The sequence below is a fragment of the Aquipluma nitroreducens genome (genome assembly GCF_009689585.1).
Taxonomy (GTDB): Bacteria; Bacteroidota; Bacteroidia; order Bacteroidales; family Prolixibacteraceae; genus Aquipluma; species Aquipluma nitroreducens.
In genome coordinates, this window is the sequence record NZ_AP018694.1 from 2,463,379 (window position 1) to 2,484,928 (window position 21,550).

Genomic DNA, 21,550 nt, shown 5'->3' on the forward strand with positions numbered 1-21,550 from the left:
TTTAATTTTTTTGATCCCGATAATAAAGATCGACTTTTTCAATCATCGCTTTCTTCTCTACTTCATTTAAAAAACTGGCTGTAAAAGAGTTTTTGGCCAATTGAACGATTTGTCCTTTCGTCAGCTTTAAAGCGACCGCTACTGCCTCATAATTTTCATTTACATATCCGCCAAAGTACGCCGGATCATCCGAATTGACCGTGGCCATCATCCCTTTATCGAGCATTTTGGCCAATGGATGTTGAGTCATATCCCGAACGACTTTCAGTTTCAGATTCGAGAGCGGGCAGACGGTCAGAGACATTTTTCGCTTCACCAGTTCATCAATCAATAATGAATCTTCAAGTGATCGGTTGCCGTGGTCGATGCGCGAAACTTGTAGTAATTTTAAAGCTTCCCAAACATATTCTGGTGACCCCTCCTCTCCGGCATGAGCAACAGTCAAAAAGCCTTCGGCCTGTGCTTTTGTAAATACCCGCTCAAACTTGTTGGGTGGATGTCCTTTTTCTGACGAATCCAATCCAATGGCAGTTATCCACGATTTGTAGGGCAATGCTTCTTCCAATGTTTGAAAAGCAGATTCTTCGCTGAGGTGACGCAGGAAACTTAGGATCAAAAAGCTACTGATCCCAAGTTTGCTGCGACCATCTCCCAATGCCCGATGAATCCCCGAAATAACTTTATCGAATGCAACTCCTCTTGAAGTATGCGTTTGAGGATCGAAAAAGATTTCGGTATGAAGCACATTTTGCGAATGTATTTTTTGAAGATACGCCCAGGTCAGATCGTAAAAATCCTGCTCCTCAATCAAAACATTTGTTCCGCTATAATAAATATCTAAAAATTCCTGAAGATTATTGAAGTCGTAAGCTGATTTCAGGTCGTCTACCGAGTTGTATTTCAAATCAATGTGGTTTCGTTCGGCAATCCCAAACATCAGTTCAGGCTCAAACGTACCTTCGATGTGTAGGTGAAGTTCCGCCTTTGGTAATCCTGAAATGAAATTTTTGATTGCATCCTGATCCATCACATTCAGCTATTCAATGACTCAAACTTAAGTCATTCGGTTACTACTTTTTTGCCTTTTTCAGCAGCAAATCTACCAAATTATTTGCAGCTTTCAGGTTCTCAAAACTTTGTGGTAAATAAGCATGGTCGATGTATTCGTTGTATAACCATGGATCACTTACCATCAAGACGTAACCTTTGCCATAGTTGGCTTCAGCAATAATAACCGAATTTGTTGCTTCATCTTTCAGAACAGGTTTGGCATCTTTCGATAAAACGATCGGTGCAACTTCTTTCAAGTAGACTTTCGTAACCCCAGCAAACAATGGATGATCAGTAAATTTGGTTTCAGCGGCCATGTCCCAATCCCTGTTTATCACTGGATTTAAGGTTGAATGCTGCATATAAAAACCAAATTCCGAAGCCAACTGATTGAAATGAGTGAATTCGCAGTTCGGGCCATCGTTTCCCATCAACAAAAGAACACCTCCCTTGCTCACCCATTTTTTCAGAAACTTGATGTCGTTGGCCTGAATGTAATTTGGATTTGGATTTTCTTTGGTGGTATCCGGATCAACAATGATATAAACATCAATACCTTTCATGGATTTGCTGTTTGGGGCAGTTGCGATGGTATTTAGTTTGGCGCCGCGTTTCACAAATAAATCGTCAAGCTGCGAAAAACCGCTATTTTCCTGATCGTCCCAGGTGTAGTGGAAAATTTTACCGGTTTTGGCATTGGTTTCGTGGTTAAACCAGTTATCAAGGCCAATATTTTTCTGTGCAAAACTTGCGGTGGCCAAAGCACACAAAATAAGAGAAAGTGTGAATATTCGTTTCATAATGTTATAAATTAGAGAATTAGTTGTACTTTTTTACTTCTGAAAGGATTTGTGCAATCGATTTCATTTTTACAAATCTACAATTATTCGGATAAGTAAACTTGAAATCGTCTTCAGAAATTATTTATTTCTGAAACTAATCGCATAATTTGTTCTGAAGTCGAAGCAAGCAATTGAGAAGCATTCGTCTTCGATTCTTCGAGGCTCATGGGCCGGTTGGCAATTGCAAAAGCCGAAGTAAGTCCCTGCCTGAAGAGTTCAGACAGGTCGCCTTCAACCATACCGGCCAAAGCAATAACCGGAACCCGGTACTTCTTACCCAGTTGAGCCACTCCGCTGATGGTTTTTCCGAAAGCTGTTTGTTCATCAATTTTACCTTCAGCAGTAAAAACCAGTGATGCAGCTTGAATGCGATTCTCTAAGTCTGTCAATCGACTAATTAGCTCAAATCCATGCACTATTTCAGCTTTGCAGAAGGCCATCAATCCAGCTCCCAAGCCACCGGCAGCGCCAGCTCCCAGAATATTGGAATAGTCAGTGCCAAATTCCTGATGAAGAATTTGTGCCAAATGAGTCATGTTTTTTTCAAGTGTTTCAACCATTTCGGGCGTCGCTCCTTTTTGTCGTCCATAAACATGAGTTGCTCCGGAAGGCCCCAAAAGTGGATTTTGCACATCGCAAGCCACTGTGATTTTTACTTTCCGTAGTAATGGATGGACATTGGAACTGTCGATTCGATGTAGTTCGTTCAACGATCCGCCACCCCAATCCATTTGATTACCGTTTTTATCAAGAAGTCCAAACCCAAGAGCCTGCGCCATTCCAACTCCACCATCGTTCGTTGCACTTCCGCCAATCCCCAGAATGATTTCAGTAAAACCAGCTTCCATCGCGGCTTTCAGAAGCAAACCGGTTCCATATGTCGAGGTAATCATCGGATTTCGTTCTTCCGGCACAAGTAATTCAATTCCCGAAGCAGCAGCCATTTCAATGACAGCGGTGTTACCATTGCCCAAAATTCCGTAGAAAGATTGTATTGTTCGGTTCAGCGCATCGACTGATGGTGTTGAAACGATTGTTCCAGCAGTTGCCGCTACCAAAGCTTCAACGGTTCCTTCTCCACCATCGGCGATTGGAATGCAAATGATTTCAGCTTCAGGAACAACTTTTTTTATCCCTTTTGAAATTGCTGCAGCTACCTGCGTGGCAGTTAAACATTCTTTAAACGAATCGGGGGCGATAACAATGCGCATGGCTGAATCCGGTTTTGAATTTTAGGAGTAAAATACGCAAAAAGTTCAATTTTGGGAAGTGATATATTTAACATTTGCTATGCGCCCTAAAAACCACAAATTGCAGGGTCTTAAAACGAGCTGATCGCATGGTTTTGGCCACACGATCAGTCTTTCATTTTTCTATTTCAGAAATTTATAATACATCGTCATATTCAGGTTTCTTGTCGAAAACACTTTTGACAAACGGGCAAAGTGGTATAATCTTAAGTCCATTTTCCCGTACAAATTCAACAGCTTTGCTTAGCATTTGTTTTCCGGCGCCTTGCCCTTTCAAAATTTCATTAACTTCTGTATGGTTAATGATAATTTTTTCCGTTCCGGCCCAAACGTAGGTCATTTCAGCAACAATTTTCTCATCCTGTTCGATGTAGAACATCCCTTTTTTCGAATCATTTTTCTGTTTTACTTCCATTATCAAAAGTTTTTTTCGATTGATTAAAAAGTCATAGGAACTTCCATCAACAAGATTTCTGCGTCAGAGTCAGCCTTTATTGCCAACGAGTCGACATCCCAGATTCCAAATCCGTCGCGGGTTGTTAAAGCCTGGTCATTTATGGTTACATCACCTTTCAGGATAAAAGCATATACGCCGTTGCCTTTTGCTTTAATGTTGTAATTGGCGCTGACTCCCTTGTCGAAATTTCCGAGATGGAACCATGCGTTTTGATAGATCCAAACGCCTTCATCGTCAGCATTCGGCGAAAGAACCTGTTGCAATTTATTATGGCGGTCAGCAATGTTCAGCGTAATCTGATCGTATCGAGGTGTCACATTCTTCGTATTTGGGAACACCCAAATTTGTAGAAATTTCACTCTGCGATCGGTGTTTTTGTTGTACTCACTGTGGTATATTCCAGTTCCTGCACTCATCACCTGAATGTCGCCATGTTTAATAACGGCAACATTTCCCATACTGTCCTTGTGTTCCAGATCGCCTTCCAACGGAATGGATATGATTTCCATATTGTCGTGAGGATGTGTACCAAAGCCTTTTCCGGCTTCTACGGTATCGTCATTCAACACGCGTAATGCTCCAAAGTGCATCCGTTCGGGATTGTGATAATTGGCAAAACTAAATGTATGTTTGCTATGTAACCAGCCGTGGTTTGCGTCGCCACGGGTATCAGCTTTGTGTAATATTGTATTTTTCATCTGTATATATATTTGTTTTTTAATTGCCAGATGGAATTCCCTTCGGGGATTTCCGCTTCGCTACAATTCGCCATATTAGTCATCCTCGTGTGTGAGCGTATTGCTATTATCATGGCTCGTTTCATGATTTCTGAATTTCCATTGGTAAATGGCTAAGAGGCGAATTAAAATCAGGACTGTTTTACCAGTTCTACTTCACAGCTTATTCTAACATCGTCACTAACAAGTACGCCTCCAGCTTCTAAAGTTGCATTCCATGTCAGTCCAAAATCTTTACGGTTTAACTTTCCGTTAATGGTGAAACCTGCTTTTTCGTTCCCCCATGGATCTTTCATTACGCCACCAAATTCAACGTCGAGTTTAACTTGTCTGGTTATGTCTTTAATGGTGAGGTCGCCATACAATTCGTAGCTTCCGTCATTGTCAACTTTTTCATAGGTATTTCCAATGAAATGTATTTGCTTGAAGTTTTCAACGTCGAAGAAATCGGCACTTTTTAAATGTGCGTCACGATCAGCAACTCCCGTATCGACCGATGCCGGATTCATCCAGAAGTCGATTTCGGAGGTCATAAAATCTTCACCAGTGGTATAAATACTTGCATCAAATTCTTTGAACACTCCCTTTACGTTGGTAATCATCAGGTGCTTTACTTTGAAAGCAATTTCGCTATGAGTTGGGTCGATACCCCATTTGGTCTTTGTTAAATTTTCCATTGTCGTCATTTTTTATTGTTTATAATGACACAAAGTTAGGGGATGTGAAAGCGCGAAAAAATGGAGAAATTCCAGAATTAATGGCACAAATCGATGATAAAAAGGACAAAAGCATCTTATATAGTCACTTTTCAACTCATTAAAATCAAGAAATCAGTTTTGTTTTCGTTGAGGATCGATGACGGAAATACGCTTAAAATAGTAATTGGCGATCGCAATTTTGACGCAGAAAAAAGCCCCATTGTTTTCGCAAACAATGGGGCTAAAATATTATTGAATGTCGTTTATTTTACGAATAAATTACTCCAGCTTTTAGGCTGACGATTCTTCCAGGTTCCTTTGTGGTAAACGTAACTCACAATTAATGGCAATACCGAAGTCGCTTCAGCAAAAACCATTTGTTCGTCGGTTACCTGAACTTTACCCCACGAGCTGGCTTCTTTCAGTGTTGACGATGAGCAAGCTCCGTCGCGAACATCAGCAACAGTAATCTGAACAGCATATTGGTGCATTGGGACTTCTTTACCTAAAATTTCGGCACAAACTACCGTATCCTGAGCAAAGTTCTTTGGAACGCCTCCGCCAATCATGAACAAACCAGTTACACCGGCAGCCATCTTAATTTTGGTCAATTCCAAAAAGTCGGCAACTGAGTCAATCGAAACGTGTTTTTCAGGATTTTCCCATTGGTGTTTAGCCAAACCAAAACCAGCGCTTGAGTCGGAGAATGCCGGGCAGAAAATTGGTACATTGTTTTCGTAGCAAACCTGGATGAGACTATCTTTTTTCACTGAATTTTCAGTCAGCCATTTACCCATTTCTTTGATAAATTCGCGCGAAGAATAAGGTCTTTTCTCCAACGAATCGGTAATTTCCTTGATGGTTCCATCGCAATTCTGTAATTCTTCCTCGTCGATGAAAGTGTCATAAATTCGGTCGATATAAAGGTCGCGCAAAATGCCATCGTTAATTTCGGTGGTACCGCGGTAGTGTTTATGACCAAGTGCTTCAAAAAAATCCATGTCGATAATTGAGGCGCCAGTTGCCACAATAACATCGATCATATTATTTTTAACCATGTCAACATATACCTGCATACAGCCTGCGGCGCTTGTACTTCCGGCCAGAGTCAATATGTTGGTACATTCGGTATTGCCCACCATTTTCAATAAAATATCGGTTGCACTGGCTGTATCGCGCGAGGTGAACGACATTTTACGCATAGAGTCGATGATTGGAGTTGAATCGAATGACTTGATGTCGATGTGCTCGATGGTGTTTTTTAATAAATCTGATTTTTTCATCCTTCTGATTTTTCTCTTTTTATTGTACTTTCAGACAATTGTATTTGGTTAAATATAAGCCAGATAGACTGGTCCTGTTTTTTAAAAAGCGTGCAAATATAGTATAAAATATTCGGTTCTTTCATTATTGCCAGCTAAAAAATAGTTACGCAGATTCTAGCTTCCTGGAACATTAACAATAAGCCTTAAATAATTCTGTGCTTTCTTACGGATTCTATCAGGCAGGGTTTGGTTATTTATTTTGCTGAAGGTAAAACCATGTCTTTCAGAAAGATCTCGGCAATACCAGAAATCGATGAATCCAGGCTCCTGTATTCAAATCCGATAGTACGGGTGATTTTTTCTCCTGAATATTGGTTGTTTTGGTTTGTTCCTGAAACCGCTTCTCGTGTAATTAACGGACGTTTCCCCGTGAAAAAGCTACCGGCTTTGGCCATTCGCCAGGCGATGTGCAGCTTAATATCGGAGGCAAAACTCCGCGGGCGGGGTTTGTTCAACCCATCGGCAATTTTATTGAAGAAATCCTGATAGCTCAAGTTTCCAGCGTTCAGGATAAAACGCTGGTTTTTTACCTGTTCAAATCGGGTTTCATCCATCAGCAGAATCATGGCTTTCACCACATCGCGTACATCAACAAAGCCCGAAATTCCTTTGGTATAATAATTCAATCCCTTCCAAATCGATTGAAAAATCTTTGGACTGCCAATTTCCCAGTTTCCCGGACCCATAATGATCGATGGATTTACGATTACAGCATCCAATCCTTCTTCAATTCCACGCCAGACTTCCATTTCAGAAAAAAACTTGCTGAGCGAATAACCCGACTTACGTTTTGAAGGCGTCCAGTAGGTCTCTTCGGTTATTTCGCTTCCATCCTGAGTTTTGCCTAGCGCTGCAATGGAACTAACGTGGCAAAACCGTTTAACCCCGTTGTGGATGGCTGCATCAATCAGGTTTCCGGTGCCTTTCACATTGTTGTTTAGCATGATGTCGTGATCGTCGCCATGGAATGAAACAATAGCGGCACAGTGAAAAATACTGGTTACTCCATTTAATGCTTCTTCCAGGCTTAGGTAATCCAGAATGTCGCCTTCAACCCATTCAATTTGAGAAAACAAAAAATCGGCATCAGGAGTGTAGTACGAAAAGATTTTCCGAACCCATTCGGTGTTGCTTTGCGGCCTGCGAAGCGCCTTTACCCGATGCCCCGATTTGGTCAATTCGTAAAGTAAATGTGCACCTACCAATCCGGTTCCGCCTGTTACCAGTATCATATTATAAAGTTTTAAGTGACTAAAGTGCCTAGATTTCGAAGTGCCTGTTTACAACTTTAGACACTCCAGACTTTAGGCACTCCGAACTTTTTTTAAGTATTCCAGGGCTTAACAGCCTTTGCTCCAAATTCTTTAGCCGATAATTTTTCAATGGGCACAATCAACACTCCAACATTTCGAATAGAAGGTGCACTGAATTTGAAAGGAAGATCGCTATATTGTGTCATAAACTGAGTGAAAAGACGTTCTTTCTCATCAAAATCATCAACTATTTCGGCAGTTCCTTCAATAATCACCGACTTGGATTTAACCCGGTAACTGCATCCTACCTTTTCGTCTTGCCAGGCCAGTTCTTCGCCTAAAGTCCAGTTGATACACACCCTTGGGTTCTTTTTAATCGTTTCCCACATACGACCTTGCTGAGCCGAATGCAGGATAACCCGATCGCCATCCATGGCAAAATTCATGGGCAAAACATACGGCACATCATCGACAGACATCGCTACGTAACAGGTTTTGCACTGTTTCAAAATGGCATCAATCGCTTTTCGGTCGTGAATAAAATGTGTTCTCATGTGGTTTATTCGAAATGTTCGTTCAATATAATTAATCTATGTGATTGCCCGAAATCCATGCATCTTGGAGAGTGCAGCAACGACTTCATTTAATTTTTGATATTGAGTCTGAAGTTCGGCCACTTTTTCATCATCGCGTTTTTTAAATGCTTCGTCAATCTGCAACCAGATATTTTTCTGCATTAGTTTTACGTTTTTGATTTTATATTCCTTGATAAGAATTGGTACAAGCTCGTGCAGCAACTCGCTTTCGGTTTCGATAAAGGCACCACCTTTACTCCAACGTTTGCTTTCGATGTATTTTTCGGCCAACAAATTACTTGCATACTGGCTGATTTCATTGTTGGGATGCTGGGTAAAATATTTAATCGGGTCGAAATCTTTGTTGTCAACATTTTCTTCCATGGCCAATAAAATATCCCGAACCCTTTCATTTACCGAAATTAGTCCGTCATTCTGCAATTCAGACAACACATAAACACCAACGGTGTAGATATGTGTTTCATGAGTCGTTTCGTCTTCAATTTCAAATACTTCCTGATGAAAATATTTCAGCAGAATTCGAAGGATTTCTCGCTCTTCGGTTTCAAACGGATTGACAACCGTCTTTTCGGTCGCCGGAACTCTGGGTTTTGATGCTTGTACCTGGATCTCCTGAAGCTCTTTTCGGGTATGATCTTCCGATTGTTTGTTCTGAATTTTCCGGATTTCGGAATACAAAACCGCTTCCTGAACATCCATCAGCCGACTGCATTCCTTGATGTAAATGGTTCGGGTAATGGTATCCGGAATAACCGAAATGGAATGAACGATTTCGTTGATCAGCCGCGCTTTTGAAACCGGATCGTTTTCAACGGATTCCATCAAAAGCTGGGTCTTGAACTTAATAAAGTCGGTTTCGTTTTTCTTGATGTATTCGGCCAACTCGCTGGCGCTCATCGAACGGGCAAACGAATCGGGATCTTCACCACGCGGAAGAGGTAATACTTTTACGTTGATGCCTTCTTCCAAAACCATGTCGATTCCGCGAAGCGAGGCTTTTATACCAGCATCATCGCCATCGTACACAATGGTAATGTTGGGCGAAAACCGACGAATCAACCGAATCTGATCGATCGTCAGTGAAGTGCCCGACGAGGCCACCACATTTTCAATACCGGCCTGGTGGAACGAAAGCACATCAGTGTATCCTTCAACCAAATAACATTTATCTAAGCGGGTAATGTCGCGTTTGGCCTGATAAATTCCATAGAGCGTCCGCCCTTTGTGGTAAATATCCGATTCCGGAGAATTCAGGTATTTGGCCACTTTTTTATCGTTGGTCAGGGTTCGTCCGCCAAAAGCGATGACACGTCCAGCCACGTTGTGAACCGGAAAAATTACCCGTCCGCCAAAGCGGTCGCGCACCCAATCGTCGCGTTTGATGGTCAGGCCAGTCTTTTCGAGGAACTCCATTTTATAGCCTTCACGAGTGGCCGCCTGGGTGAAGAGGTCTTTGCCATCGGGGCAATAACCCAATTCAAATTTGGTAATGATGTCGTCGCGGATGCCACGTTCGCGCAGGTAACTCAAGCCAATGGTGCGGCCTTCATTTTCATTCAGCAAAAACCGGCTGAAGTACTTTTGTGCGAAAGCCGAAGCGATCATCATACTTTCGCGTTCGTCTTTCAGCGCCTTCTCTTCCAGCGATTCTTCCTTTTCCTCAATCTCGATGTGGAACTTTTTGGCCAGCCATCGCAAAGCATCCGGATAACTGAGCTGTTCTAGCTCCATGATGAAGTTCACTGAGTTGCCACCTTTTCCGCAGCCAAAACATTTAAAAATTCCTTTGGCAGGCGAAACGGTAAACGAAGGTGTCTTTTCATTATGGAAAGGGCACAATCCCAGTTGGTTAACACCTCTTTTCTTAAGCGTAACAAACTCCGACACCACATCCGAAATGTGCGCCGCATCAACAATTCGCTCGATGGTAGCTTGATCAATCATTGATGCAAATGTAAAAATTTAAAGGTTGAAATTCCCCTGATTCTTCGATCAGATTGTATTACAAATCCGGATGTCGGAACTAATGATCTCATCCTGACTACCCAGATGAACTGTTCCATCAAAGAAACTTTCACCGTCGAGAAGGTTGGGCATAATTTCCTGAACAAGGCTCTCCATTTGTAAATTGAAAATATCCAGAATATCGACCCATTTGAGGCGTCCCGAAAGCTTGTTCTCCAATTCTCCGGAAATTTGGCTGATTCGTAAACCATATAAACGGTTGAAGAGCCTGTTGTTGCCTGAATGGCTTTGACCACTCCGCGCAAAACAGCTTCCGAAACTTCGAGTCCGCTTGTTTCCTGAATACTCCGGATAGCTGCATCGCGCATGTCTTCCAACAACCCAATGTTGCCTTTTATTCCTGAATGTTTTCGTTTCAACGGACCATCTTCGGCAATCTGATGCAAAAGAATATGATCGGTTGTATTGTCAAAAATAAACGTCAGTGTTTGGATGGTTGTATTGCTCATTTTGCTGAAAAACTTGGGGTTATATAAATTCCGAATGATTGTCAAAGATAAACTTCAGAGTGGTAAAATTCACATTTCAGGCGACACATTTCAGGAAAAATTTAACAATTTGGAAGGACAGGTATTAACAGAATCAACCGAAGGCAAATGTTTAATTCTTATCTTTGGTTGAAACAAATCGATCTGATTATGCCTGAAAAATGGTCTCTTTCAAGAAGAAAATTCATCGGAATTGCAGGAACTACAGTTGCCGGATTAATGTTTCCGCCAAACGTATTTGCGAAAATTGATGCAAAGCCAATCATCAGATTTGGAATGATCTCGGATATACATTATGCCGACCGGGAACCTGCTGGAAATCGTTTTTATCGACAGTCGCTATCAAAAGTGAAAGATGCTGTTGATGAAATGAATCGTCAAAAAGTTGATTTTATGATCGAACTTGGCGATTTTAAAGATCAGGATGTAGTTCCGAATGAAGCCAATACACTGAAATACCTTGCTGACATTGAAGCGGTTTTCCGTAAGTTTAATGGCCCGACTTACCACGTCTTGGGAAATCACGACACCGATGGAATTTCGAAGCAACAATTTCTGGAAAGAGTTGAAAATACAGGTATTCCGAATACCGAAAGCTATTATTCGTTTACCCAGAAAGGAATTCATTTTGTGGTTTTGGACGGAGACTTCACCAAAGAAGGGAAAGCCTACGATCATGGAAATTTCACATGGGACAACGCCAGCATTCCGGCAGAAGAGATGGATTGGCTCAAAGCTGATCTGAAATGGAATAAACTTCCGGTTATTGTTTTTATCCATCAGATGCTCGACGAATCGAAAGATGTGAAACAAGCTGTGGAAAATGCGGTGGAAGTCCGACAGATTTTGGAGCAAGCAGGAAATATCCTTTGTGTAATTCAGGGACATGTTCACGAGGAAAGATACAATCTGATTAATGGAATTCATTATTATTCGGTGAATGCAGTAGTTGATGGCGATGGACCTGAAAATAGTGCTTGCATGATTGTGGATGTATATAACAACGGTAGTTTGAAAATTGAAGGCTTTCTCCGAGCCACTGATCGCGAAATAAAAAACTGATTGTAGATTAACGAATAACGATTGTGGATTAACGAACTTACCCGTATCCAAATATTAATCGTTAATCTATAATCGTTGATCTGCAATCAAAAAACATATGAAAAAATGAAAAAATTGGTTATCCTTTCAGGAGCCGGAATGAGCCAGGAAAGCGGAATCCGAACATTCCGGGACATGGACGGTTTGTGGGAAGAGTATGATGTAACAGAGGTTGCTACTCCCGAAGCCTGGGCGAAAAACCCGATGCTGGTGATGAAATTTTACAACGACCGCCGGAAGCAATTGTACGAAGCAGTTCCCAATGCTGGTCATCTTGGGCTAGTCGATCTGGAAAAAGATTTTGAAGTTCACATTATTACCCAAAACATTGACGATCTGCACGAAAGGGCTGGAAGTTCATCGGTTTTGCATTTGCATGGCGAACTCAAAAAAGCACGCAGTTCGGTCGACGAATCGTTAATTTATGATATTGATGGCTGGGAACTGAAATTTGGACAAAAGTGCGCCAAAGGAAGCCAGCTTCGCCCCCACATTGTTTGGTTTGGTGAAGCAGTTCCGGCCATGGACGATGCCATTCCAATTGTTGAATCGGCAGACATTCTGGTAGTCATTGGCACTTCACTGAATGTTTATCCGGCAGCCGGGTTGGTCAATTACGCGAAAAGAGAAACTCCTATTTTTGTAATCGACCCGGAACGTCCTTCGGTCTTTATTCGGAATGTGACCTATATTCAGGAAAAAGCAGGTAAAGGAGTTGAAATCCTGAAAGAAAAATTAAAGGAACTGGTATGAAGCAGTTTTATCTCATCGTTTTGCTGCTGACAATCGTCAGTTTAAGTGGATTTTCACAACGGTTTGAAGGAGGCGTGCTTGTCGGACTTAATGCCTCGCAGGTTGATGGCGATAATTATAGCGGGTACCACAAACCAGGCGTGGCTCTGGGTGGATTTGTTCAAACAAACCTTTCGCGCACGGTTTATGCCGGAATGGAACTCAAATTCGCACAAAAAGGTAGCCGGAACATCGATTCACTGGCGACTGACGGGCAGATCAAATATATCATGCGGTTGAATTATGTAGATCTTCCCGTTTACCTTGGGATTCGCACCAGTGAGCGAATATCCCTTCTGGTTGGTATGTCGCCAGGCTATCTGATTAGTGGACGCGAATACAACGACTACGGAAAATTGACCGAACAAGACCAGAAAGCGTTCAGTGAATTCGATCTTCAGGGATTATTGGGTTTTCGGTTCCAGTTTACGAAGCGGCTTTTTGTTGATTTGCGTGGAGCTTATTCTGTTTTACCTATCCGCAAACAGAAAGGCGATCCGCTATGGTATTGGAAAAGCAACCAGTTCAATAATTTGCTAAGTACGACAGTTTTGTACCGACTTGATTTCTAAGACGAACAAATGACCGTTATTTTTAGGAAAAAAATAAAAAGCGGAGGCAAATTCGAGAAGGGTTTGCCTCCGCTTTTATTTATGATTTTACTTTTTCTAGAAGAACGGTAAAATGTCGCATAATTGCTGCCTCTTTCCGGATTAGTAGGCCAGTCCGGATTTCGTCGCGGATTTCGAAAATGTTTTTCAGCCCGGCAGCTACCACGTCCATGTGGTTATTTGAATAAGTGCGGCGTGGGATAGCCAAACGCAGAAATTCGAGTTTTGGGTATCGGTTATCGTTCGTTTCCGGATCGCGGTCGGCCAGTAAAGTTCCCACTTCAACTCCACGTACGCCAGCTTCCAGATAAAGAATAATGGCAAGCGTTTGAGCAATGTATTCTTCTTTAGGCACGTACGGCAAAAACTTCTTGGCATCAACAAAAACCGCGTGTCCACCAATAGGTTGCTGAATGGGTATTCCGTATTCCATCAGTTTGTTGCCAAGGTATTGAACCTGCTTGATTCGTGTGTCCAGAAAATCGTTGGTGGTTACTTCATCAAGGCCAACAGCTAAGGCATTCATGTCGCGTCCGGCCATTCCGCCATAGGTTACAAAGCCTTCGTACATGATGTTGAACGTTGAGGCTTTATCGTACCAATCGATGTTTCTCATGGCCATAAAACCACCAATGTTTACAGCGCCGTCTTTTTTGCTGCTCATGGTCATGGCATCGGCATACGTAAACATTTCTTTCACAATTTCTTTGATTGTTTTGGTGGAATATCCTTCTTCGCGTTGCTGGATAAACCAGGCATTCTCGGCAAAACGAGCCGAATCGAAAATCACCGGAACGCCATATTCAGTGGCCATTTCTTTCACTGCTTTCAGGTTTGCCATCGAAACAGGTTGCCCTCCGGAAGAGTTGCAAGTAATGGTCATGATCATTGCCGGAATATTCTTTTGAGGTTGAAGTTTGAAAACTTTTTCGAGTTTGGCGAGGTCAACATTTCCTTTAAACGGGAAAGTGCTGTCGGTATCAAAAGCTTCGTCGATGGTACAATCGATGGCTTTTGCCTTACGGTACTCGATGTGACCTTTGGTAGTGTCGAAATGCGAATTTCCGGGAACCAGGTCACCTTCCTTCAGCAGAACAGAGAATAAAACATTCTCGGCAGCACGCCCTTGATGAGTTGGCAAAAAGTGTTCGAACCCAAAGATCGTCTGGATTTTTTCTTTCAGGTGATAATAGGATGACGAACCGGCATAGCTTTCGTCGCCAGTCATGATGGCGGCCCATTGGCGGTCGCTCATGGCTCCGGTTCCGCTATCGGTCAGCAAATCGATAAAAACCTTGTCGCTGCTCAGGTTAAACAGGTTGTAATTGGCATCAGCAATCCACTGTACGCGTTGCTCGCGAGTTGAACGGTAGATGGGTTCTACCATCTTGATTTTATAGTTTTCGGCGAATGGTAAATTCATAAGAGTAAATATTAAAGCATACGATTAATCAAACATCAATCGATGCAGGTTAAAAATGAACGGAATTTTAATAAAAGATTTGAATTTAGGGCTGTCAGAATAACAGCAAATGGAGGTTAAGCAGCAAATCCGTCCCTGTTTTTTAGGTTCAGGAAAAGGTGATTGAAAAGTGCAGTCAACAAGATGTTCCTCAAAATGGCATTCATGACCGAATGGTTTATGTGTTGCGAAGGTATAAAAACCATTTCTTGATTTTATGAATGTTTGTCAGGTTTATAGCTGTGAAATGAATCAATCAGGCAGTAGCCAATGTGGCAATACTCACCCTTGCATTGGTTGTTGAAATAATGGAAGCCGCACACGCTTCGAGCGTTGACCCGGTGGTTACAACATCATCGACCAGCAAGATATGTTTTCCGGAGAATGCTTCCGGATCGGAAAGTTCAAAAATGCCTTCCACGTTTTGCCATCGTTCGAATCGGTTTTTGCGTGTTTGCGTTTCGGTGGCCGTGACTCGTTTCAGGTTATTGGCCGAAAGTTCTTTATTCATCTGTTTGGCCATTCCGGAGGCAATCCACCAGCTTTGGTTGTAACCACGCTTCTTCTCCTTCTGCGGATGCAGTGGAACCGGACAAATTATGTCAACTGAAGAGAATTCGGGTGATTGCAACAGGTCAATGCCAAAATGTTTCCCAATTTCCTCACCAAGCTCTTTCATTCCTTTGTATTTCAGATTATGCAGCAATTTTTGGTATTGGCTACCTTTGCTGAACCTAAAAAAAGCTGTGGCAAATTCAATTTGGACTCTTCCGTAGAATATTTGCGCAACGGGGTTATTCAGATCAAGATGATAATTCGTTCGGGGAATATGATGAAGACAATGCAGGCAAATCCATTGTTCCTGTTCGATCAGCCTATCGCCGCAAACCACACAAAGCCGGGGAAATAAGAGTTCGGTCAGGTAAAAAAATACTGAAGTTTTCATCACTGGTTCGGGACTGATTATTGATTGAATTGACTTACAATTAAATTTAAAAAAAATTAGTACACGTTTAATGGGTTTTAGTGATTAATTATCTGCTGCCGATGAGATTTAAGCGTTGTCGGCCTGCAATATTTTAGATATTTGAGCAAATGAATTCGACAATTGCTATACATTTGCAATTAAATTCTGGATGAGTGTCAAATTACAATCTTTCACTACAAAAGTTATTGTGTTGGAAGGTTTTACTGACGGCTGCAACTATTCAGTAAGAAATTAATAAAGGCGAATATGAGTAGCATTATTACAGTAGATGGTTATAACCTGACTGATGATCCGGATTTTCTGGATCGCCAAAACCATATGACTACTTACTTAAAAGATCAGATTAAAGATCTGTATTTCGATATTCATAAAGGAAACAAATCAGTTATTCCCCTTATTCTGAAACTGATCCAGAAGTTTCCGCAAAATCCTCAATTGAAGAACTGCCTAAGTATTGCCTACAATAATATTGGTGAAATTGAAAAATGTGAGGAAGTAAACCGGTGGGTTATGAAGGAACATCCGGATTATTTGTTTGGAGTATTAAATATCGCCGCTACCTATTTTCACCGGAATGAATTAGACAAAATTAAATCACTTCTGGGAGAAAAGATGGAGTTAAAGGATTTATATCCCAATCGCGACATATTTTATGTGGGTGAATTTACCAGTTTTACCAAATTTGCCATCCAATACTTTTTTGAGACAGGAAACCTGGAAGACGCTGAATCGAGATTAAATTTACTGGATAAGTTGTTTCCTGACCACCAGGACACCAAAAGCGCCAAGGATTGGTTTCATTTTAGGTTACTTGAAAAGGGAATCAGAGGACTTAATCCGGAGAATGCTAAAAACGTAATTACAAAGCAAAGCACATTTGCCGAGGAACAAACAAGAGAAAATCCGGTTTTTATTCATCCGGAAATCTACTGTCTTTATGAATTTGACCTGAGCATTCCACATATATTTATTGAAAATATACTTGCACTGCCCAGACCAAGTGTGATTGCTGATCTGGAACTGGTATTGAATGACAGCATCTCAAGGTATCGTTATTTTGAAGAGCTTTTAGAAACCGATGGGATTGGTGAAGACCGACTTTCTTTTCCAATTCATGCCATATTGTTGCTTGCTGAATTAAAAGCCAAAGAAAGTCTGGGTTTAATTTTAAAGTTCCTTTCTTTTGAAAATGACTTCCTTGTATTTTGGCTGGGCGATCACAAAACAGAAACAATTTATGAGCCAATATACTATCTTGGAGAATCTCAACTCGATCAGCTTAAGGCGTTTATGTTCAAGCCAAACGTAGATACTTATGTAAAAACATCGGTATTAACTGCCGTTCAGCAAATTTATTTTTATCAGCCTCACCGAAAAAATGAGATCATCCATTGGTACGACGATGTAATTGATTTTTTTATTGAAAATGCAGCAAATCAAAATCTTAACAGCAGCGAATTGTTGGCATTTATAGTCTCCGATATTACTGAAATAAGGGAAAAACGCCTATTGCCCGATATTGAGCGAATGTTTCGGATGACTTATGTTTGTGAAGGGATTTGCGGCCCAATCCAAAAAGTCAGAACTGAATTCGAAAAAGAAGGAAATAATCAGGAATCGAAGCAAGATTTACTGGATATTTTTAACCGATATCTTGGCTTCATTGGCACTTTCCTTCCCAAAAAGAAGAAGCAAGAGAAAAACAAAATAGATTTTCCGCTAGATCATAATGCAGAAATGTACACGAAAACCGGGCAAGACGATCCGTGTATATGTGGAAGCGGAAAAAAATTCAAGGACTGCTGTATGGATCGGCTGAATTAAAAGACTTGCTGTTATTTGCTTCACAAAATATTACCCTTAGCTTTTTAAGCTGATTTCAGGTTTTAAGCAAACTCAGATCTATTCAGGGTAATAGCCTTAATGCACCTTTCTGCCACCTTTCCATCAATACGATAGGCATATTTTTCAATAAACGCATCGTATTTTTCACGGTCAATCTTCAGAGTTCCACGGAAAATTCCAGAGAGAATGCTTTCAAGTGTAAACGAATTGGTGGCATGAAAAGCAACTCCTTCAGCCACATATCCCTGAATGTCCTGTTTCAGGTGATCGAGGATAATTAATGGTTTATGAAAATAAACCGTTTCGGTACCAACCGTTGAGAAACAAGTGATTAACACATTGCACGAAGCAATGAGCTGATACAAATCGGAGGTCGTATCCAATACGTAATTGGTACAACCCGCTGCCTTTGCAATAGCCTCATAATAATCCGAATCGTCAAATTCACGGGGGTGAAGTTTAACGATGAGTTTTGACTTTGGCAAACGTTTTACGGCTTTAAAAACATCGAAAGCTGCCTGATACCTCAATTCGGGATCACGCTGTGGCTGAGATGCAAATACAATAAGATCGGTTGATTGCGCTTGCTTTTGTTTTTCGGCCGCCAATAATAAAGGAATAATATCGGTGCGAATCTGTCCAACCGAAATCACTGAATCAGACGGATAATTTCCTTTCCGGATTAGAAATTTCTCCCAGTATTTTCCCCAGGTCAGTGTCAAATCGGGCATCACTCGATTTTCCCGGTCGTTCTCAGTATAAAGATACGCCGGATGCAAATCGTGCATTGTTCCGTGCTGCAAACCAACGACTTTAATTCCGCAGAATTTGGCCGCGTCCAGAATTGATTTGGTAAGTGGACTATTTTCATCGGCTGCAATTACCGCTTTAACTCCGGAATGACCGAAAAATTTACGGGCAGCGAAATACCGAAATAAATAATATCTGGACGATTTGTCGAGCGATTGAAAGATTTCAAGTGTCAATTTTTGAATTGGTGATAACTGAGTCCCATGTGCCCTTGGATAGGCGTGCCGCAGAGCCCGGTGAGCATTTCTAGTCTGCTCGCGAACCCGCCTTTTAAGCAAGCCGGAAAGCAAGAATCCTTCCAGAAAAATCTTGCGCTGATGATTTGACGACATTTTATATTGCTGGCCCGAAAACGAATAATCTGACTTTCCTTTCGGTTTAGGCATTAAAACTTCTGTCAACAAGCTAAACCGGTCGTCCAATTCGGATATAAGGTATTCAAGAATATGGTGACCTGATCCGGGTTCCTGCGAATTTTTATCCATCACTGTCGAGTACTTTTCTGACAGGTACAACAGGTACTCTGGATTTTTCTGCGGAGAAATCAGGTAGCGAAAAACCCGATATTTAATCAGAATCAGATAACTAAGCAGATTTCCAAAATTGAATTTAATTTTAGGTTTTGTGGCCGGAAACCGGAAATCAACTTCAGAATATAGTTTTTTTAAAGGCTTAATTTCGGTAGAAACAAACCAGACTTGATTCTCGAAAGAAATGAAAAGCTGCTCAAGCGGTTTCAGAAAATACATCAGATTTCGAACGGCAAAATAGACCCTGAATTTATGGTAGTGCCACACGCTGGCATTGTCGATCCGAAAAAGATCGGAAATGGTTTTATCGTTATAGGTCACATCGCCAAACTGCAACACTTCGGCCATTGTTTCGTAATTCACCTGTCGCTTTTCGTCCGGACTCAACGAAATTTGTTGCGTAATGCCCGAAATCTCATTTCCTGAAAAAGCAAAAATCGTCGAGCCAGTTTCAGCCAATCGCTTAACTTCAATGATCTCAGAATCAGAAAGTGTACGGTTTATGATTACAGTTTTGCTCATGCTTTCAAATTTTAGCCTCAAGTAATTCTGCTATCTTCCGAGTTAGCTCTTTACGGGAGTATTGGCCTGTTTTTTCAGTTTTGCTTGAAACCTGAACGGGATCCAATTTGTCATGAATAAACCGGAGCATTCCCTCCGGATCGTTATAATCGAAGATCCGGCCGCAATTTGTTTCGTGTATTATTTTGGCCAGATCGCCTACTACCGGGCCAATGGCCAGAACCGGTTTTTGCGAAGCCAGATATTCAAAAAATTTACCGGTCAAAATGCCACGATTGTTTTTCACTTTCGGTATAACCAGCAGAAGCAAGTCGGACCGTAATAAGTATTCTATTGATTTCGGGTGATCGACATAACCTACCAACTCAACGTCTAATCCTGTATCTCTGAATCTTTGCTCAACCGACGGTGGAACTTTTCCAACAAAACGGATGAGCAATTGTGATCGCAAATTTTCGTTAACGCGAGCAAGTGCATCAAGCAACTTATCGACATCGTAAGCTTCAGAAATGGTGCCGGTATATGTAATTATCTTTTTCGGGTCGGTTGGTATATTCGTTATCCTGAAATCATCCTCATCGAATCCGTTGGGAATAACAACTGTTTTCGCAGCAATCTGTAATTCACTCTTCTCTGCAAAAATACGCTTCACATCTTCGCTCACGGTGACCAAAACGTCAGCCTTTTCAATTACATTTCGTTCGTAGCTCCTATCAATCAGGCGGGCCAGCGCTGTGTGATGAAACTGGTTGTAATAATAAATATCAGTCCAGGGGTCGCGCAAATCGGCAATCCAGCGAATATTGAATTGTTTCTTGAGCTTAAGTCCGATCAATTGTGTGGAATGTGGAGGACTTGTGGTTACAACCGTATCAATGCCTAATTCCTGAATTAACTCAATCGCTTTTCTCAATGCATATTTGTTCCAGCCTTTGCGCGGATCGGGCAGCAGGAAGTTGCCGCGTAAAAATTTTGAGACTTTCTGAAGTAATCCTTCCTTCGACTCATTGGCAAAACCACCGTAAGGAACTTCTTTCTTTCCGGAGATGAGTTTGTACAAGTTGTAAAGTTCGAAACTTTTGGTGGTATAAACCAAACATTCAGTACCAACTTCGGCGGAGAGGCTTTCATCGCGCTGCGGATAGCTGGCATATTTCGGATCGACTGACAGTATAACCGGTTGCCAACCCAATTCGGGCAAATATTTAGCAAACTTCAGCCACCGCTGAACTCCTGCCCCACCCGACGGCGGCCAATAATAAGTGATGATTAAAACCTTCTTCATATCAATCGGAAAAGCTATCTACTTTCGGGTTAAAGATAAGGTATTTCAGAAAGAATCAGAAAACAAGCTTTATACTACTGGGAATAAAAAAGCCGCCTCAATTGCTTGAAGCGGCTCATAACCCTATAATCTATCTAATTAAGGATGCTGTTGTATTGTTCATTAATTAAATCGGGAAGATAGCTGGCAATCATTTCCAAAACCTGATCGTTCGCAATACTTTCGGTGCTAATACATTTCTGACTCAATAACTGTTTTTGATTTAGAACAGCATCATTTAAAGCTTCACTGACCGTACGATCAGTTTCACTTACCGCTCTGGCACCAAAGCCAGTTGAACCATTTACGTATTTTACTTCGAAGTATTTGGTACGAACCAGATATTCCTGTCCTTTTTTTGTCTCCTTCATGAAAACATGAACAGGTGTTTTTGATTCACCATAAGCAATTTCCCAACTTTTCTGAAAGCTGGAAGTCGGATTAAAATTCAGATCGGGGGAGATCTTATAAGTCGAATTTAAAGAACCTTCGTCACCAGCCCAAACGTTAATAGAAATCAGCGTAAAAACTACTAACATCACTTGAACAAACAAATTTCTTTTTTTCATTTTCTTTTGTTTTAGTTTGCAATAATTAAGTTTTCTAACATTGAACAGTGCAAATCTAAAGGCAATTCAGCTCTAAAAAACACATCAAAAGTCAGGTTTTCATAAAGTAAAAAGTGTCAGAAAAAAATCAAAAGGTGAATCAGGTATTTGCATCTAAAAATGAAGGGAAAATGCAGCGATCTTTCTTTTTAATATAAATTATCATCCGGTAGCTTATAAATTGAAAGTAGTATGTTTTGCAGCACTATTTGATATTATTAAGCTCTTTTTCTGAT

At 41.2% G+C, this 21,550-nt stretch carries 20 protein-coding genes; 4 read left to right on the forward strand and 16 right to left on the reverse strand.

The features are described 5' to 3' along the window. Position 1 precedes the first annotated feature (1 nt). The 11 genes from AQPE_RS10330 to AQPE_RS10380 form a co-directional block, all read right to left on the reverse strand. Entirely contained in the window at positions 2 to 1,027 is a 1,026-nt protein-coding gene (locus AQPE_RS10330) for an adenosine deaminase (protein ID WP_318350975.1), read from the reverse strand. 43 nt (positions 1,028 to 1,070) lie between these two features. Then, positions 1,071 to 1,850 carry a hypothetical protein gene (locus AQPE_RS10335; protein WP_318350976.1) on the reverse strand — a complete coding sequence of 260 codons (780 nt, stop codon included), beginning with the start codon at positions 1,848 to 1,850 and terminating at the stop codon, positions 1,071 to 1,073. A gap of 113 nt (positions 1,851 to 1,963) precedes the next feature. After that, positions 1,964 to 3,103: a glycerate kinase family protein gene (locus tag AQPE_RS10340; protein ID WP_318350977.1), complete on the reverse strand. Its 1,140-nt coding sequence runs from the start codon at positions 3,101 to 3,103 to the stop codon at positions 1,964 to 1,966. 175 nt (positions 3,104 to 3,278) lie between these two features. Next, positions 3,279 to 3,557, reverse strand: a complete 279-nt coding sequence (locus AQPE_RS10345; RefSeq protein ID WP_318350978.1) for a GNAT family N-acetyltransferase — start codon at positions 3,555 to 3,557, stop codon at positions 3,279 to 3,281. Positions 3,558 to 3,580: 23 nt separating this feature from the next. After that, complete coding sequence (locus AQPE_RS10350; protein WP_318350979.1) at positions 3,581 to 4,297, reverse strand: pirin family protein; 717 nt, start codon at positions 4,295 to 4,297, stop codon at positions 3,581 to 3,583. 170 nt (positions 4,298 to 4,467) lie between these two features. After that, a complete protein-coding gene (locus AQPE_RS10355; RefSeq protein WP_318350980.1) occupies positions 4,468 to 5,013 on the reverse strand; it encodes a YceI family protein in 546 nt (181 codons plus the stop codon). A 284-nt stretch (positions 5,014 to 5,297) separates the two neighbouring features. Beyond that, a complete protein-coding gene (locus AQPE_RS10360) occupies positions 5,298 to 6,317 on the reverse strand; it encodes a 1,9-bis(guanidino)-5-aza-nonane synthase (protein WP_318350981.1) in 1,020 nt (339 codons plus the stop codon). A 236-nt stretch (positions 6,318 to 6,553) separates the two neighbouring features. Next, entirely contained in the window at positions 6,554 to 7,591 is a 1,038-nt protein-coding gene (locus AQPE_RS10365; protein WP_318350982.1) for an NAD-dependent epimerase/dehydratase family protein, read from the reverse strand. Between the two features lie 92 nt (positions 7,592 to 7,683). Then, on the reverse strand, positions 7,684 to 8,166 hold the full coding sequence (locus AQPE_RS10370) for a pyridoxamine 5'-phosphate oxidase family protein (RefSeq protein ID WP_318350983.1): 483 nt from the start codon (positions 8,164 to 8,166) through the stop codon (positions 7,684 to 7,686). 36 nt (positions 8,167 to 8,202) lie between these two features. Continuing rightward, on the reverse strand, positions 8,203 to 10,152 hold the full coding sequence (gene dnaG / locus AQPE_RS10375) for a DNA primase (RefSeq protein ID WP_318350984.1): 1,950 nt from the start codon (positions 10,150 to 10,152) through the stop codon (positions 8,203 to 8,205). Beyond that, entirely contained in the window at positions 10,149 to 10,682 is a 534-nt protein-coding gene (locus tag AQPE_RS10380; protein WP_318350985.1) for an NUDIX hydrolase, read from the reverse strand. Before AQPE_RS10380 ends, dnaG begins: the two co-directional genes overlap by 4 nt. Before the next feature lie 147 nt (positions 10,683 to 10,829). On the opposite strand from AQPE_RS10380, the gene AQPE_RS10385 reads away from it, so the two are divergent. The 3 genes from AQPE_RS10385 to AQPE_RS10395 all read left to right on the forward strand — a co-directional run bounded on the left by AQPE_RS10385 (position 10,830) and on the right by AQPE_RS10395 (position 13,186). Further along, on the forward strand, positions 10,830 to 11,783 hold the full coding sequence (locus tag AQPE_RS10385; protein WP_318350986.1) for a metallophosphoesterase: 954 nt from the start codon (positions 10,830 to 10,832) through the stop codon (positions 11,781 to 11,783). A gap of 105 nt (positions 11,784 to 11,888) precedes the next feature. Further along, a complete protein-coding gene (locus AQPE_RS10390) occupies positions 11,889 to 12,575 on the forward strand; it encodes an SIR2 family NAD-dependent protein deacylase (protein WP_318350987.1) in 687 nt (228 codons plus the stop codon). Further along, entirely contained in the window at positions 12,572 to 13,186 is a 615-nt protein-coding gene (locus tag AQPE_RS10395; protein WP_318350988.1) for a porin family protein, read from the forward strand. The genes AQPE_RS10390 and AQPE_RS10395 overlap by 4 nt, the downstream gene beginning before the upstream one ends. Before the next feature lie 79 nt (positions 13,187 to 13,265). Here the strand turns inward: AQPE_RS10395 and AQPE_RS10400 are convergent, their stop codons facing one another. After that, positions 13,266 to 14,648 carry a tryptophanase gene (locus tag AQPE_RS10400; protein ID WP_318350989.1) on the reverse strand — a complete coding sequence of 461 codons (1,383 nt, stop codon included), beginning with the start codon at positions 14,646 to 14,648 and terminating at the stop codon, positions 13,266 to 13,268. Between the two features lie 295 nt (positions 14,649 to 14,943). Continuing rightward, entirely contained in the window at positions 14,944 to 15,633 is a 690-nt protein-coding gene (locus tag AQPE_RS10405; RefSeq protein WP_318350990.1) for a ComF family protein, read from the reverse strand. A 288-nt stretch (positions 15,634 to 15,921) separates the two neighbouring features. Here AQPE_RS10405 and AQPE_RS10410 point away from each other — a divergent pair, with 288 nt between their 5' ends. Then, on the forward strand, positions 15,922 to 17,499 hold the full coding sequence (locus AQPE_RS10410; protein ID WP_318350991.1) for a DUF1186 domain-containing protein: 1,578 nt from the start codon (positions 15,922 to 15,924) through the stop codon (positions 17,497 to 17,499). A gap of 62 nt (positions 17,500 to 17,561) precedes the next feature. Here the strand turns inward: AQPE_RS10410 and AQPE_RS10415 are convergent, their stop codons facing one another. The 3 genes from AQPE_RS10415 to AQPE_RS10425 form a co-directional block, all read right to left on the reverse strand. After that, the gene (locus tag AQPE_RS10415; protein ID WP_318350992.1) at positions 17,562 to 19,382 is read right to left on the reverse strand and encodes a CDP-glycerol glycerophosphotransferase family protein; all 1,821 of its coding nucleotides are present in this window, start codon (positions 19,380 to 19,382) and stop codon (positions 17,562 to 17,564) included. Positions 19,383 to 19,386: 4 nt separating this feature from the next. Next, the gene (locus AQPE_RS10420; RefSeq protein ID WP_318350993.1) at positions 19,387 to 20,667 is read right to left on the reverse strand and encodes a glycosyltransferase family 4 protein; all 1,281 of its coding nucleotides are present in this window, start codon (positions 20,665 to 20,667) and stop codon (positions 19,387 to 19,389) included. Positions 20,668 to 20,801: 134 nt separating this feature from the next. Next, a complete protein-coding gene (locus AQPE_RS10425; RefSeq protein WP_318350994.1) occupies positions 20,802 to 21,275 on the reverse strand; it encodes a hypothetical protein in 474 nt (157 codons plus the stop codon). Positions 21,276 to 21,550: the final 275 nt, after the last annotated feature.

Coding starts and splice junctions, on each gene's coding strand:
- AQPE_RS10330 (WP_318350975.1), bottom strand. CDS start 1,027: ATGGATCAGGATGCAATCAAAAATTTCATTTCAGGATTACCAAAGGCG.
- AQPE_RS10335 (WP_318350976.1), bottom strand. CDS start 1,850: ATGAAACGAATATTCACACTTTCTCTTATTTTGTGTGCTTTGGCCACC.
- AQPE_RS10340 (WP_318350977.1), bottom strand. CDS start 3,103: ATGCGCATTGTTATCGCCCCCGATTCGTTTAAAGAATGTTTAACTGCC.
- AQPE_RS10345 (WP_318350978.1), bottom strand. CDS start 3,557: ATGGAAGTAAAACAGAAAAATGATTCGAAAAAAGGGATGTTCTACATC.
- AQPE_RS10350 (WP_318350979.1), bottom strand. CDS start 4,297: ATGAAAAATACAATATTACACAAAGCTGATACCCGTGGCGACGCAAAC.
- AQPE_RS10355 (WP_318350980.1), bottom strand. CDS start 5,013: ATGGAAAATTTAACAAAGACCAAATGGGGTATCGACCCAACTCATAGC.
- AQPE_RS10360 (WP_318350981.1), bottom strand. CDS start 6,317: ATGAAAAAATCAGATTTATTAAAAAACACCATCGAGCACATCGACATC.
- AQPE_RS10365 (WP_318350982.1), bottom strand. CDS start 7,591: ATGATACTGGTAACAGGCGGAACCGGATTGGTAGGTGCACATTTACTT.
- AQPE_RS10370 (WP_318350983.1), bottom strand. CDS start 8,166: ATGAGAACACATTTTATTCACGACCGAAAAGCGATTGATGCCATTTTG.
- dnaG (WP_318350984.1), bottom strand. CDS start 10,152: ATGATTGATCAAGCTACCATCGAGCGAATTGTTGATGCGGCGCACATT.
- AQPE_RS10380 (WP_318350985.1), bottom strand. CDS start 10,682: ATGAGCAATACAACCATCCAAACACTGACGTTTATTTTTGACAATACA.
- AQPE_RS10385 (WP_318350986.1), top strand. CDS start 10,830: ATGTTTAATTCTTATCTTTGGTTGAAACAAATCGATCTGATTATGCCT.
- AQPE_RS10390 (WP_318350987.1), top strand. CDS start 11,889: ATGAAAAAATTGGTTATCCTTTCAGGAGCCGGAATGAGCCAGGAAAGC.
- AQPE_RS10395 (WP_318350988.1), top strand. CDS start 12,572: ATGAAGCAGTTTTATCTCATCGTTTTGCTGCTGACAATCGTCAGTTTA.
- AQPE_RS10400 (WP_318350989.1), bottom strand. CDS start 14,648: ATGAATTTACCATTCGCCGAAAACTATAAAATCAAGATGGTAGAACCC.
- AQPE_RS10405 (WP_318350990.1), bottom strand. CDS start 15,633: ATGAAAACTTCAGTATTTTTTTACCTGACCGAACTCTTATTTCCCCGG.
- AQPE_RS10410 (WP_318350991.1), top strand. CDS start 15,922: ATGAGTAGCATTATTACAGTAGATGGTTATAACCTGACTGATGATCCG.
- AQPE_RS10415 (WP_318350992.1), bottom strand. CDS start 19,382: ATGAGCAAAACTGTAATCATAAACCGTACACTTTCTGATTCTGAGATC.
- AQPE_RS10420 (WP_318350993.1), bottom strand. CDS start 20,667: ATGAAGAAGGTTTTAATCATCACTTATTATTGGCCGCCGTCGGGTGGG.
- AQPE_RS10425 (WP_318350994.1), bottom strand. CDS start 21,275: ATGAAAAAAAGAAATTTGTTTGTTCAAGTGATGTTAGTAGTTTTTACG.